Source organism: uncultured Bradyrhizobium sp. (genome assembly GCF_936943645.1).
Lineage (GTDB): Bacteria > Pseudomonadota > Alphaproteobacteria > Rhizobiales > Xanthobacteraceae > Bradyrhizobium.
The window spans coordinates 66,087-79,098 of sequence record NZ_CAKZJO010000044.1 but is presented as its reverse complement, the minus strand read 5'-3'; the positions used below and the strand labels follow the sequence as shown (position 1 = coordinate 79,098).

Genomic DNA, 13,012 nt, shown 5'->3' with positions numbered 1-13,012 from the left:
AAGCACCAGCCTTGAGCCCGTCTGATCGCAGGTCTACTTCCCTCCCAGTTGCTCTGACGGAGGGTGTCGAGATGAAGCAAAGCTCGGGCGAAGTGAGCCGCGAGGATGCGGCGGTGTGTCTGCTTGCTCGTCATTGCGAGGAGCACTTGCGACGAAGCAATCCAGATCTGCATCCGTGGAAAGAGTCGCTTTCGCGCGCAACGAGGGTGAGGCGAGTGGTGCGCAATATTCGCTCTCGTGCCCCGGACGCAGCGCAGCGCCCCCTTGGCGGTGCGCTGCAGAGTTGGGGCCCATGCATCACCGACCGCGCGGCCTCTGGGTCCCGGCTCTGCGCCGCATCGCTACGCGCTGCGCCGCGTCCGGGACACGAGAGAGGGGAACGTCGCGATTCATCGCAACGCCGATGTTCGTGCAATTGCGCGCCTCTTTGTGAGTTGTGCATATGCCCCGGACCGCTACGATGCGGCCGTTCCTGGAACACGGGAGCGCAGCAGCAAGCGGAGGCGACATGAGCGGGCAGGAACCCAAAGTCAAAGGATCGGACCTGTTTGTCGCGGCGCTGGAGAACGAGGGCGTCGATCGGATCTTTGGTATCCCCGGCGAGGAAAATCTCGATCTCGTCGAATCGCTGCGCACCTCCAGGATCGAGCTGGTCCTCACCCGCCACGAGCAGGCCGCGGCCTTCATGGCTGCCACGCATGGCCGGCTGACCGGCAGGCCCGGTGTTTGCCTGTCGACACTCGGCCCCGGCGCGCTCAACCTGTCCACCGGCGCGGCCTATGCCCATCTCGGCGCGATGCCGATGATCTTGATCACCGGCCAGAAGCCGATCATGAGCAGCCGGCAGGCGCGCTTCCAGATCGTGGACGTGGTCGCAACCATGAAGCCGCTGACAAAGCTGTCCCGGCAGATCGTCAGCGCCTCCAGTATTCCGACCGTGGTGCGCGACGCCTTTCGCGTCGCCATGGAGGAACGGCCGGGCCCGGTGCATCTCGAACTGCCCGAGGACATCGCCGGCGACGACGTGGCGGCCGTGCCCGTGATCCCGGTCCACCCGATCGAGATCCCGGTCGCTCATCGTGCCGCGCTCGACCGCGCCGCCGAGATGATTCTGGCGGCGAAGCGCCCCCTGGTGATGATGGGCGCGGCAACCAGCCGGCCGCGCTCGACCCATGGCATTGCAAGCTTCGTGCGGCGCACCGGCATTCCGTTCTTCACCACGCAGATGGGCAAGGGCACCGTGCCCGGCGGCACCAATCTCTACATGGGCACGGCCGCGCTGTCGGAGCGTGATTATGTCCACGACGCCATCGACGCCGCCGACCTGATCGTCGCGATCGGTCACGACGCCATCGAGAAGCCGCCCTTCATCATGGGGCCGTCGGGGCCGAGGGTCATTCACGTCAGCTACACCTCGGCCAGCGTCGAGCAGGTCTATTTTCCGGACGCCGAGGTCGTCGGCGACGTCGGACCGAGCCTGGAGCTGCTCGCCGATCGGCTCGAAGGCAAGCTGCCGCAGGCGGCGGCGCTGCTGCCGCTGCGCGAGGAAATCCTCAGGCATATCGCCGACCGCGCCACCGAAGCGCGCTGGCCGCCGACGCCGCAGCGCATCGTGCACGACGTCCGCCAGGTGATCCCGGAGAACGGCATCGTCGCGCTCGACAACGGCATGTACAAGATCTGGTTCGCGCGCAACTACCGCACCCGCGTCGCCAACACGCTGCTGCTCGACAACGCGCTCGCGACCATGGGTGCCGGCCTGCCGTCGGCGATGATGGCCGCGATGCTTTACCCGGATCGCCGCGTGCTCGCGGTCGCCGGCGACGGCGGCTTCATGATGAACAGCCAGGAGATGGAGACCGCCGTCCGCCTTAGGCTCAACCTCGTCGTGCTGGTGCTGGAGGACAATGCCTACGGCATGATCCGCTGGAAGCAGGCGGTCGATCATTTCGCCGATTACGGCATGACCTTCGGCAATCCGGATTTTGTTCAGTACGCGAAAGCTTACAGGGCGAAGGGGCATCGGATCGAAAGCATCGACAGCTTTGGCCCGACGCTCGATGCCGCCTTCAAGGAGGGCGGCGTGCATCTGGTCGTGATCCCGGTCGACTATTCGGAGAACGTGCGCGTGCTGGTGGACGAACTGCGCACAAGGCAGAAATAGGAGCGGCGGGGCAATTGAAATCGGTGCTCGTATGAATGAACGCCTTACAGCCATCCTGCCCTGCAATGATCTGGATGCCGCCCAAAGATTCTTTGAGCGACTCGGATTCAAGGTCGATGGTGGGCCGGATGGCTACCGCATGATGAGTGACGGACGCGGTGGAGATGTTCATCTCCAGGCGGCCGTGGACGGCTGGTTGGTGCCGGGCCGAAACCCGTTTGGGTTATACCTCTACCGCGAAGATGTCGATGAGCTTGCGACGGCGTTTGCGGGGGAGATGATCGAACCCGAAGGTCCGACGGACAAGCCCTGGGGCATGTACGAGTTCGCGCTCAACGGGCCGGACGAGACGCTGGTCAGGATCGGTTGGCCGACGCGGCTGAGGCCTGTGGCGGGCTGATGTTCGATCTGGCGGGGCAGACGAATACCAGCCATTCCTTGATATATATCGTGTCACGATATAATGGCTGGCGCGCGAAGAACCGTCCTGAAAAGAGCACTCCATGCGCCAGACCCCCGACATGACCGGCGGCCTCCCGCGTCCTCGCGGCAAGCCCGGAGATTTCACCGCCGACCGCCGCGTGCTGGTCCTGATCGGCATGGCCCTCGTGGTCGGCAGCCTCGGGGCAGGGGCCGCCTGGGTGCTGCTGAAGCTGATTGCGCTGGTGACCAATCTGGTCTGGTTCAGGCATTTCAGCACCGAGAACGTTTCGCTGGCGAACGCGCATCCCGGCATCTGGATGGTCCTGGCGCCCGCGCTCGGCGGTCTGGTGATCGGGCTGATGGCACGGTTCGGTTCGGAGAAGATCCGCGGTCACGGTATCCCCGAGGCGATCGAGGCGATCCTGATCGGCGGCAGCCGCATGCAGCCGAAAGTCGCGATCCTGAAGCCGCTGTCCTCGGCGGTGTCGATCGGCAGCGGTGGGCCGTTCGGCGCGGAGGGCCCGATCATCATGACCGGCGGCGCGATCGGGTCGATCTTCGCGCAGTGCTTTCATCTCACCGCGGCCGAGCGCAAGACGCTGCTGGTCGCGGGCGCCGCAGCCGGCATGACCGCGATCTTCGGCACGCCTATCGCGGCCGTGCTGCTTGCGGTCGAGCTGCTGCTGTTCGAATGGAAACCGCGCAGCTTCCTGCCCGTGGTGACGGGCGCGGTGATCTCGGCGGCATGGCGTCCGCTGCTATTCGGGACGGGACCGCTATTTCCGTTCGCGGAGCACCCTGACCTGCCGTGGTGGGGGCTCATCGCTGCGATCGGTGTCGGCATCGTCGCCGGCTTGCAATCCGGACTGATGACGCGGCTGCTCTACGCGATCGAGGATTTGTTCGACCATCTGCCGGTGCATTGGATGTGGTGGCCGATGCTTGGCGGCCTCGTCGTCGGGCTCGGTGGTCTCGTCGACCCCCGCGCGCTCGGCGTTGGTTACGACGTGATCTCCGACCTGCTGTCCGGCCACATGGTCCGCGATGAGGCGATCCGGTTGTTACTGGTGAAATCGGCGATCTGGGTGATCGCGCTGAGCTCGGGCACGTCGGGCGGCGTGCTGGCGCCATTGCTCATCCTCGGCGGTACGGCCGGGTGGATGGAAGGGCTGATGCTGCCCGGCGGCGCATCATTCTGGGCGCTGGTGGGGATGGCCGCGATGATGGGCGGAACCATGCGCTCGCCGCTCACCGGCGTGATGTTCGCGATCGAGCTGACCGGCAATATCGACATGCTGCTGCCGCTGCTCGCCGCGACCGGCGCGGCGCATGCGGTCACCGTGCTGCTGCTGAAGCGCTCGATCCTGACCGAGAAGATCGCGCGCCGCGGCCAGCACATCACTCGCGAATATGCGATCGATCCGTTCGAATTGATGCGCACAGCCGATGTCATGGTCACCGATGTCGACACGCTGCCGATTGGCATGTCGGTCGACGCGGCGGTGGCGTTCTTCACTTCAGATCAGCGCCGTCACAAATCCTATCCCGTCGTCGCTGCCGACGGTCGGCTGAGCGGCATGGTCACCCGCGCCGACGTACTGCGCTGGCGCACCGAGGGCGATCATCAGGCGGCGACGTTGGACGATGTCGTCTCTGACACCTCCGTCGTGGTGGCGCATCCTGACGACGTGCTGGGGCGGGTCGCCGATCTCATGGTTGCCTCCGATCTCGGCCGGCTGCCGGTGGTCGATCGTGCCAGCCATCGCGTGGTGGGCCTTGTCGCCCGCAAGGATTTGCTGCGAATTCGCGCAGTCGTGAACGCGCAGGAGGAAGACCGCAACGCATATTTCCTGCGCGAAAAGGCGCTTGTGCCGGAGGCGTGGATCGCGGAAGGTCAGCCCCTCTGAACTCCAGCACTGGCAGGAATAGAAAATGGCTCGCATTCGTTGTGTCACCGAGATGGGCATGGGCGTCGACGTCCACGGCCGCGACGCCACCAAGGCGGCGAAGCGGGCGGTGTCTGATGCCATCAGGCATTCGAGCCTCGGCTTCTTCCGGATGATCGGCAAGACCGCGAACGACATGTTCGTCGACGTCACCATCGGCGTGCCCAACCCGGAAGCCGTGGACAAGGAAGCCGTTGCCAAGGAGCTGCCTTACGGCACCGTGACGGTCACCGCGGTCAAGGGCGGGCTGGAGATTCCCTCGGCGACGGAGGTCGCCAACGATCCCATCCTGATCGCCAATGCCGCCGTCATCGTCAGCTTCGACAAGGACTAGGCCGGTGTCCGACCGCGATGAGGCGCTGCTGGATCATCCGATCTGGAGCGCGCTGACGACGAGCCACAAGCATCTGGCCGAAGGTGGCCCGCTCGCGCGGCGCTATCCCGTCGACATGACGCCGTTCGCCGGCATGGCCGACATGTCCGCAGCAAGTTTTGCTGCGCTCCGCGATCTGCTGTCGGGCACGCAGGTCGCGGCATTGTTCACGCCGGAGCCGGTCGAGATGCCCGCGGGCTTCAAGGTCGTGCTGGCCGAGACCGGCGAGCAGATGATCGGCTCGCCTGCCGACAGTCCGCTGCGCGATGCCGAGATCGTCACGCTGGGGTCGGCCGACGTGCCGGCGATGACGGCGCTGGTCGAGCTGACCAAGCCCGGGCCGTTTGCTGCGCGCACCCATGAGCTCGGCACCTTCCTCGGCATCCGCGCCGGCGGAGAGCTGGTTGCCATGACGGGCGAGCGGATGAAGCCGGGACAATTCGTCGAGATGACGGCGGTCTGCGTGCACCCCGATTATCGCGGCCGCGGCTATGCGCAGGCGCTGCTCGCGGCGGTGGCGCGACGGATCGAGGCGCGCGGCGAAATTCCGTTCCTGCACGTGTTCTCGAATAACAGTTCGGCGATCGCGCTTTACCAGCGACAGGGCATGCGGATCCGGCGTCGGTTGTACGTGACCGCGTTCATGAGGGAGGGATAGGCGCCCTCCAGGCGCCCTTCATTTCCCGCGAATATTCGCTATATCCGTCCCAACCAAAATCTGGGGGAAACACATGGACGCCAGGACGACCGATTTTCCGCCGTGCGGACGGCGATGCAGCGCTACGTCGATCAGGAGATCATTCCGGGCGCATCCTGGGCCGTGCTGCGCGGACGCGAGGTCATCGACCAGCAATGCGTCGGCTTTGCCGACCGCGAGGCGAAGACAGCGCTCCGGCCCGACCATATCTTCCGCGCGTTCTCCAACACCAAGATCTTCGTCACCTGCTCCATCATGCTGCTGGTCGAGGAAGGCCGCATCGGGCTCGATGACGCTGTCGAAAAGGTCCTGCCGCAGCTTGGCAATCGCAAGGTCTTGAAGCAGGGGGCCGCAAGCCTTGCCGACGTCGAGCCGGCGAAAAGCCCGATCACGATCCGCCAGCTCCTGACCCACACCTCCGGTCTCAGCTACGGCATCTTCGATCCCGGCACCGTGCTGTTCAAAGGCTATAACGATGCGCGCGTGCTCAATCCGCTGACGCCGCTCTCCGACATGATCGACAAGCTGGCTGATCTGCCGCTCTCCTATCATCCCGGCACGGCCTGGGAATATTCCGTTGCCACCGACGTGCTCGGCCGCGTTGTGGAGGTCGTCTCGGGCAAGTCGCTCGATGCGTTCCTCAAAGCGCGTATCCTCGATCCGCTCGGCATGACCGACACGGGCTTCCATGTTCCCGAGGCACAGCAGGGCAGGCTGGTCGCGCTCTACAATGGCGCCGATGTGCTCGATCCCATGAAGCCGGGCCTCACGCGCGCGGATAACCTGCCGTTTCCGCAGGCCTATCGCCGGCCGTTCCCGCGGTTGTCGGGTGGCGGCGGCCTGGTCTCGACCCTGCCGGACATGCTCGTGATGGTGCGGGCATTGCTGCCAGGATCGGATACGCTTCTCAAGCCGGACACGCTGCGGCAGATGACGACGAACCAACTGCCTGCGGGGCAGACCATCCGTTTTGCCAATCTCGGCCCGATCCCCGGCAAGGGCTTCGGCCTCGGCGGCGCCGTCACCTTCGCGCCGACGCCGTTCGACCCGCCGAATTCGACCGGTGAATTCCAGTGGGGCGGGCTTGCCGGCACCCATTGGTGGATCTGCCCAGAGGCCAACACGGCCGGCGTCCTGATGGCCCAGCGCCATATGGGCTTCTGGAATCCGTTCTTCTTCGAGTTCAAGCGCCTGGCCTACCAGGCCGTCGGAGGCTAACCCGGAAAAAATTGTCCACGACCGCTAATCCTTTTGCGTCGTCGCTCCCTCTTGATGGTCGAGGCGGTTGGCCTCGGCTCATGTCGGAGGATGCGATGGGATTCTACAGGAAGAATATCGGCGGCCTGCACCAGGTGGTGCGGATTGGCGTGGGTGCAGCGGTGGTGGCCGCGGCGTTGATTTATTCGACCGGCGCGACCGCGTGGCTGGTCGCGCTGGGCGGCGCCGGCTTCGCGCTGACCGGGCTCGTCGGCTATTGCCCGATGTGCGCGGTGGCGGGGATCAAACGAGGGGGCGTGTCGTGAGCGCCGCTGCGATCTCGCCAAAGCTGTTCGAGTCCGCGCGGCTCGGCGATCCCCATGCGATCGCCTCGCTGCTCGCCACGGCGCAGCCGGACATCCGCCGCTATGCGCGTGCGACCTGCCGTAGCTCGGCGGATGCCGAGGATGCGACGCAGGAGGCGCTGTGGATCCTGTTCCGCCATGTCGGCACCATCCGCTCGCTGCTGGCGGTCTCGGCGTGGCTGTTCAGCGTGGTTCGCCGCGAATGTCTGCGGCTGGCACGCAAGGCGGGTCTTGCCCCTGCTGTCGATGAGAGCGAGGTGGAGGCTGCGTTGCTGCTGCGGCCCGAGGCCGATCTGCGGCTCGACGTGGCTGCGGCGTTCGAAGCGTTGCCGCCGCACTACCGCGATGTCGCGCTGATGCGCGACGTCAAGGAAATGACCATCGACGAAATCGCCGACGCGCTTGGTGCCACCAGGCAGACCGTGAAGGCGCGCCTGCATCGCGCCCGCGCCCTGATGCGCGAATATCTGACGAGGTGAGATGTGGCCGATTATCAAAGCTCCGACGATCTGAAATCCATTCCGGCATTCGTTGCACTCGCGCCGGTCGAGGCCAACGCGTTCCTGGCCTTCAACCATGCAGTCGAACGCAAGGATGGATTGATCCCGCCGAAATATCGCGAGCTGATCTCGCTCGCGGTCGCGCTGACCACGCAATGCGTCTATTGCCTCGACGTGCATACGGCGCAGGCGGCGAAAGCCGGTGCAACGCGGGAAGAGGTCGCGGAAGTGGCGTTGATCGCGGCGGCGGTCCGTGCCGGCGGCACGCTCGGTCATGCGCTGCTGGCGCAGCGCCTGTTCGAGCGGCATCGCGGCGACGAAGAAACATAGACGTTGCGGGCGGGAGGCATCACCTCCCGCCCGCTGCTTGCATCAGTCCTTCCACGGATCGAACTCGCCTTCGCCGGCCATGGCGACGGCGAACGGCCGCAGCGTGTGCAGCACCTTCACGGTGCCGGCATGCTGCGCCAGCACGTCAGGCAGGCGGCGATAGGCCATCGGGCTCTCGTCGAGATCGGCACCGATCAAGGTGACGCCGCGCTCGTTGAGCCACTGGTCCATCTCCGCGCGCGAGAAGCGCCGCTTCGCCTCGCGTCGCCCGAACAGGCGGCCGGCGCCGTGGACGGTCGAGTAGAGCGAGGCCCTGGCTTCCGGGCTGTCGACGCCTTCGAGGATGACGGCATCGTCGCCCATGGAGCCGCCGACGAATCCCTTCTGGCCGGGAAACGCCGGGGTCGCGCCCTTGCGCACCACCCACAAATCGCGCCCGTCGTGGGTCTCACGCCAGGCATAGTTGTGGTGGTTGTGCACACTCTCGGTGACGCTGCCGCCGATGATCTGGCGGACGCGTTCGACGACCCACTCGCGACCTGCATAGGCGTAACGCCCGGCGAGCTGCGTCGCCGCGATGTAGCGGCGGCCGAGCTCGCTATCCTCGTCGACCACGGCGGGTGGGACGTTCATGCCGTCCTTGCCGCCGGCGGCCTTGAGGTAGCGCGTCGCGGAGGTGTGCCCGAGACCGCGGCTTCCGAAGTGGACGCCGATCCAGACGAAGCCTTCCTCGTCGCGCATGAGGTCGACATAGTGATTGCCCGATCCGACGGTGCCGAGCTGGCTCACCGCCTTCGGGCGGTACGACTCCATGTCGCTCTCGCGCCAGGCATCGCCGTCGTCGAACAAATCGTGCTCGGCCCGTTCGGCGTTGGCACGGCCGACGCCGAACGAGATCGTCCTGGCGACATCGCGGATAACAGTGGGGATACGGTCCGCGATGTCGTCGAAGCGCGTGTCGAGCCGGGCCGCCATGTTGCCGCAACCGATATCGAAGCCGACGCCGGAGATGCTGATCTGCTTCTCATAGGCGATGACCCCGCCGACCGGCTGGGCGTAACCGAGATGGCCGTCGGCGCAGATCACGCCGGACACGACGTTGCCGACCGCCATGCAGTTGCGCATCTGCGCGATCGTCGCATCCTCGTGCGGGCCGAAGATCTTCAGCGGCGCGTTCGCAAAGCGAGCGTCCTGCATCCGGAACTCGGCGATCGAGCTCGCGGTCGCATTGGCCTCGCGGGCGAGATGTTCCTTGCGCGCAGCGTCCTTGTAAAGGCACCAGGCGGGCTGGCCGCGTCCTTCGCCGACGCGCGAGTCGGGATCGACGCCGGCGGCGAGGCAGAGCTCGCGGGCGCGCTCCATGTAGGGATCGGGTCGTCGCATGGTCGTAAGTCCTTGTCATTCCGCGCGCACCATAGCCGGAGCGGGCGGATCATTTCAGAGATTTTGAAGGCCCCGGGCGCGTATCGCGTCCGGGGCCGTAGTCGTCGCGCATCAGTTCAATGCCGTTTCCGACGCCGCGATCCACGCCACCACGGCCTCGGAGAAGCCGTTGACGCGGGTCCAGGCGCCGTGGCCGACACCGTGCTGGTACGAGGCCACGTTGACCGTCGTGCCGCGCGCGCGGGGCTCGGGCACCTGGTCGTGGCTCTGCTCGTCGGTGAAGACGATCAGGCGATCGCCCTTGCGGTCGATCTCCGTCACCGCCTTGCCGAGCCAGGTCCCGCTATGGGCCTGCGAGCTGATGATCGCATCCCGCAGCGCGAAGCCGCGGCGGGGAGGGACCTTCACCACCCTGTCGGAGAAGGTGAAGATCTCGACCTCGTCACAGATCTCGCGCGCGAGAATGGCAAGGCCACACGCCGCCTCCGCGCGCGTCATTTCCGACTGTGCGGAGAGGGGGGCGAACATCGAGCCCGACACGTCGATCAGGAGCCGCGTTCGACCCGGGAGCCGCACGTGGTCCTTGACCGACTTGAGCATCGCAGCCTCGAGCTCGGGCTCGAAGTCCGGCGCATAGCGTGCCGCCGTGATGAAGCGATAGGGAAGGATGCGATCCGTCCGCATCGCCTCGATCGCGCCTGCGATGATCTCGCGCGGGACCTGCGCAATCTGCATCAGCCGCAGGTTACGCAGCAGCGCCAGGCCGCCGAGCTTGCGCTCGGCGATCAGCCGCTCGAAGGTCTCGCGCTTGTCCTTGCCGGCCGAGAGCGAAACCTCCCAGGTGTCGGGGGAGGCAAGCTCGCCATCGACGAGCTGCTTCCACACCTTGGCCTGGTCGGCGTCCTTCGGCTTGGCGTGGACCAGGAAGAGAACGTCCCTGATCCGGACCGCGCCGTCGCGGTCCCACTTGGCGAGCTGGTAGGCGTCGAACTTGGTCAGCGCGCGGGCAAGGCCTTTCTTGACCTGCGCGGAGACCGGCTGACGCTTGCGCTGCTGCATGGGGCCGAGCGCATCGGCCCAGTAGATCGCGAGCAGCTCCGTCATTTCGTCGGGACGCTGGATCACCTGGGCAAGCGTGTCGGCCACGAGGGTGCGATGCTTTTCGCTCCGCGCCATCTCGCGGATGACGAGCAGAGGCGCGTGCCGCAGCTTCATCACCTCGCGCGCCTCGATCGCAAGCTGCGCGACCTTGGCGGGCGCGACCTTGGGCACGAGCGACTTGATGCGGTCGGCGATCGCGACGCCGTCCTCGTAGAACTGGTCCTCCCACAGGAGGCAGTTCATCAGCGCGCGCTTGAGCTCCATCTCGGGCGTGAAGCGCACTGCGCGCGCGCCCTCCCGCGTGAAGGCGCGAACGATCTTGTTGAGCCTGACCATGACGGCCTCCTCTGGTTTGATGGCGGATTGGAAGCAGGTGCCGGGGAACAAGCGAGGCTGAAACACCCTTGCGGGCTGAACGTGCTCTACCAACTGAGCTACGGACTGACGTCCGGGAGGGCTCGAACCTCCGACACCGAAGTAACAGCGCTCTTCACCACCGGCGGTGGGGACGAGACAGACACGATCCGGGAACAGGCGATGCTGAGACGCCGGCCTGCAGCTTACCCTGCAGGCCAGCTAGCGCTCTATCCACTGAGCTACCGGTGCACAGTACACCGGGCGGGATTCGAACCCGCGACCTCTCGATTCACAGTCGAAGTAACAGCTATCTTCACCACGGACCGTGATGGGGTTGGCGGGGAACGGGCGATGCTGTTGCTGCCCTTGCGGGCCATCCGCCTTTCGGCGCGCAGGGTTCGAACCTGCTCGGCGCTTTCGCGCCTTCACCACGAAGTAACAGACATCTTCACCACCGCCAGGCCGGTGCTCTCGCATCGGCCGTTGAGGGGTACGCTGGGGAACGGGCGATATCGGCTTTCAGTGACGACAACACAGGAGCTGTCCTCGGCGGACAGATCCTGCGCCGGGCCGCGTGCGTACCTTTTCCGAGGCCGCATCCCGGTGCGTGTGCCAAAGGCGGGAGGCATACCCGCTGTGCCGTGTGGAAAAGTATCCGACATCTTCACCACCAGCGTCGGTTGAGCCGCGATCGCTCGCGACAAACCGAGTTACAGAAATTCTATCGCGGCGCTGTCGACGCGCCGCATGTTGCGAACCATCTGGGTTCGCTCTGCCATCGGTGTCCGGCTCATCGCCTCGTTCCCTCCGGCAGGCCCCGCGCGCATGGGCACGCGCCTTCGCAGCGCGAGCCCCGAGATCCGGGTCTCTCGTTCCGGCCATGGCCGGTCGTTCGATGGGGCCGCGCGGCGGGCAACAAAAAACCCTCCAGAGCGGCAGGCTCGGGAGGGTCCGTGAGAAGCGGACTGTCGATCTTGCGGTCAGGCAAGATCGCTCCCATGAGCCGGGCATGCGCAATCGAATAGCTTGGAGCTATTCGGCATGCTGACAATTCTTTCGTAGCGGAGTGACATCGCTCGGTTCATGGTGCTTGTCGCAAACGGAAGTGTCTGCGAGGGCGCGGGAGATACGCCCGCAACTTGCGGATGTCAAGCGAGACGCGCGAAGAAATCGAAAATGACGGATGCGTGACGTGCCGACCTATCTCGGTCTCGATGGATTTCGCTTCGGATGGGTCGCAGCCTGGATCGACGAACGCGGCGATCACGGCTTCGATTATTCGCCGGGCCTGACACGCCTGCTTGCGATGCCGCATGCGCGTGCGATGATCGACATGCCGATCGGTTTGAACGTGGGCGGATATCGCCAATGCGATCTGCGCGCGCGTGAGCTGGTTGGCCCCGCCGTGTTTCTCGGCGCGCGCCGTGATCTCTGGACATTTGCCGGCATGGCGGCGGCCAATCGCCACTATTGGACGCATGAAGGCAAGGGCAGGGGCGTGTCGGTGCAGCTCTGGAATATCAGGGACAAGATGCGGGAGGTCGACGAGGTCATGACGCCGGCCCGGCAAGCGACGATCGGCGAGGCACATCCGGAATTGATCTTCTGGAATCTGGCAGGGCGCGTGCGGCTTGAACCGAAGACATCGCTGCGGGGCCGGGAGCAGCGCATCGCGCTGCTGAGAGATCGCGGCTTCACTGAGGTCGAGAGGTGGCTGACGCTTCGCCACCGCACCGGCATCGGCCGCGACGATCTCATCGACGCTTGCGCCTGTGCGATCGCCGCGCGCGACAGCACGCAGCGCGTCGGCGGCGAGGAGATCGATCCGCGCGGATTGCGGATGGAGATCAATTATTGAGGGCAAGGCCGTCGGTCTCTATTCGGGAAAAAGCGGCAATTTATTTGAAGCGTGCAGGAACTGCCGCCTGTCGGTCCGCGTTCCCCGTCCGAACACAAGACGGAGACGCTCGTGCGATGAATGATGCCAGTCAGTTCGCGACCGCGATGCTCGCGCTCGTTTTCACCGGAGTGTTGCTCATGACCGGCCAGCTCTTCATCGAGCAGCGCGCGCAGCGCGATACAGCCTACGCCACCAACCATGTGCTGAAGCGATTGTAATCCGATTGACTCCTCGACCTTGCGCCGTTCGCCGGCTCGCCTAGATTAGGCGCCGTCC

General features: G+C 65.5%; 13 protein-coding genes. 11 read left to right on the top strand and 2 right to left on the bottom strand.

Annotated elements, in window-relative coordinates; genetic code table 11:
* Positions 1 to 508: 508 nt before the first annotated feature.
* The 9 genes from Q0743_RS06785 to Q0743_RS06745 all read left to right on the top strand — a co-directional run bounded on the left by Q0743_RS06785 (position 509) and on the right by Q0743_RS06745 (position 7,995).
* On the top strand, positions 509 to 2,164 hold the full coding sequence (locus Q0743_RS06785; RefSeq protein WP_298240795.1) for an acetolactate synthase large subunit: 1,656 nt from the start codon (positions 509 to 511) through the stop codon (positions 2,162 to 2,164).
* Between the two features lie 31 nt (positions 2,165 to 2,195).
* On the top strand, positions 2,196 to 2,564 hold the full coding sequence (locus Q0743_RS06780; protein WP_298240794.1) for a glyoxalase: 369 nt from the start codon (positions 2,196 to 2,198) through the stop codon (positions 2,562 to 2,564).
* A 103-nt stretch (positions 2,565 to 2,667) separates the two neighbouring features.
* Complete coding sequence (locus Q0743_RS06775; protein WP_298240793.1) at positions 2,668 to 4,494, top strand: chloride channel protein; 1,827 nt, start codon at positions 2,668 to 2,670, stop codon at positions 4,492 to 4,494.
* Between the two features lie 25 nt (positions 4,495 to 4,519).
* Positions 4,520 to 4,867 carry a Lin0512 family protein gene (locus tag Q0743_RS06770; RefSeq protein ID WP_298240792.1) on the top strand — a complete coding sequence of 116 codons (348 nt, stop codon included), beginning with the start codon at positions 4,520 to 4,522 and terminating at the stop codon, positions 4,865 to 4,867.
* Positions 4,868 to 4,871: 4 nt separating this feature from the next.
* Complete coding sequence (locus tag Q0743_RS06765; RefSeq protein ID WP_298240791.1) at positions 4,872 to 5,564, top strand: GNAT family N-acetyltransferase; 693 nt, start codon at positions 4,872 to 4,874, stop codon at positions 5,562 to 5,564.
* 114 nt (positions 5,565 to 5,678) lie between these two features.
* Positions 5,679 to 6,821, top strand: coding sequence for a serine hydrolase (locus tag Q0743_RS06760; protein ID WP_298240790.1), 1,143 nt, complete (start codon positions 5,679 to 5,681; stop codon positions 6,819 to 6,821).
* 95 nt (positions 6,822 to 6,916) lie between these two features.
* Positions 6,917 to 7,126 (top strand): DUF2892 domain-containing protein, encoded by a 210-nt coding sequence (locus tag Q0743_RS06755; RefSeq protein ID WP_298240789.1) that lies wholly within the window; start codon positions 6,917 to 6,919, stop codon positions 7,124 to 7,126.
* Positions 7,123 to 7,644, top strand: a complete 522-nt coding sequence (locus Q0743_RS06750) for a sigma-70 family RNA polymerase sigma factor (RefSeq protein WP_298240788.1) — start codon at positions 7,123 to 7,125, stop codon at positions 7,642 to 7,644. The genes Q0743_RS06755 and Q0743_RS06750 overlap by 4 nt, the downstream gene beginning before the upstream one ends.
* A 3-nt stretch (positions 7,645 to 7,647) precedes the next feature.
* The gene (locus Q0743_RS06745; RefSeq protein ID WP_298240787.1) at positions 7,648 to 7,995 is read left to right on the top strand and encodes a carboxymuconolactone decarboxylase family protein; all 348 of its coding nucleotides are present in this window, start codon (positions 7,648 to 7,650) and stop codon (positions 7,993 to 7,995) included.
* Between the two features lie 42 nt (positions 7,996 to 8,037).
* Here Q0743_RS06745 and Q0743_RS06740 read toward each other — a convergent pair whose 3' ends face one another.
* Positions 8,038 to 9,378 (bottom strand): RtcB family protein, encoded by a 1,341-nt coding sequence (locus Q0743_RS06740; RefSeq protein ID WP_298240786.1) that lies wholly within the window; start codon positions 9,376 to 9,378, stop codon positions 8,038 to 8,040.
* 111 nt (positions 9,379 to 9,489) lie between these two features.
* Positions 9,490 to 10,815, bottom strand: a complete 1,326-nt coding sequence (locus Q0743_RS06735) for a TROVE domain-containing protein (RefSeq protein ID WP_298240785.1) — start codon at positions 10,813 to 10,815, stop codon at positions 9,490 to 9,492.
* A 1,213-nt stretch (positions 10,816 to 12,028) separates the two neighbouring features.
* Here Q0743_RS06735 and Q0743_RS06730 point away from each other — a divergent pair.
* Positions 12,029 to 12,694 carry a DUF429 domain-containing protein gene (locus Q0743_RS06730; RefSeq protein WP_298240800.1) on the top strand — a complete coding sequence of 222 codons (666 nt, stop codon included), beginning with the start codon at positions 12,029 to 12,031 and terminating at the stop codon, positions 12,692 to 12,694.
* A 116-nt stretch (positions 12,695 to 12,810) separates the two neighbouring features.
* The gene (locus Q0743_RS06725; protein WP_298240784.1) at positions 12,811 to 12,954 is read left to right on the top strand and encodes a hypothetical protein; all 144 of its coding nucleotides are present in this window, start codon (positions 12,811 to 12,813) and stop codon (positions 12,952 to 12,954) included.
* Positions 12,955 to 13,012 lie beyond the last annotated feature (58 nt).

Bases quoted from the DNA above. Each gene is read 5' to 3' on its own strand.
- Q0743_RS06735 (WP_298240785.1), bottom strand. From the start codon at position 10,815: ATGGTCAGGCTCAACAAGATCGTTCGCGCCTTCACGCGGGAGGGCGCG.
- Q0743_RS06760 (WP_298240790.1), top strand. From the start codon at position 5,679: ATGCAGCGCTACGTCGATCAGGAGATCATTCCGGGCGCATCCTGGGCC.
- Q0743_RS06725 (WP_298240784.1), top strand. From the start codon at position 12,811: ATGAATGATGCCAGTCAGTTCGCGACCGCGATGCTCGCGCTCGTTTTC.
- Q0743_RS06770 (WP_298240792.1), top strand. From the start codon at position 4,520: ATGGCTCGCATTCGTTGTGTCACCGAGATGGGCATGGGCGTCGACGTC.
- Q0743_RS06775 (WP_298240793.1), top strand. From the start codon at position 2,668: ATGCGCCAGACCCCCGACATGACCGGCGGCCTCCCGCGTCCTCGCGGC.
- Q0743_RS06785 (WP_298240795.1), top strand. From the start codon at position 509: ATGAGCGGGCAGGAACCCAAAGTCAAAGGATCGGACCTGTTTGTCGCG.
- Q0743_RS06755 (WP_298240789.1), top strand. From the start codon at position 6,917: ATGGGATTCTACAGGAAGAATATCGGCGGCCTGCACCAGGTGGTGCGG.
- Q0743_RS06780 (WP_298240794.1), top strand. From the start codon at position 2,196: ATGAATGAACGCCTTACAGCCATCCTGCCCTGCAATGATCTGGATGCC.
- Q0743_RS06740 (WP_298240786.1), bottom strand. From the start codon at position 9,378: ATGCGACGACCCGATCCCTACATGGAGCGCGCCCGCGAGCTCTGCCTC.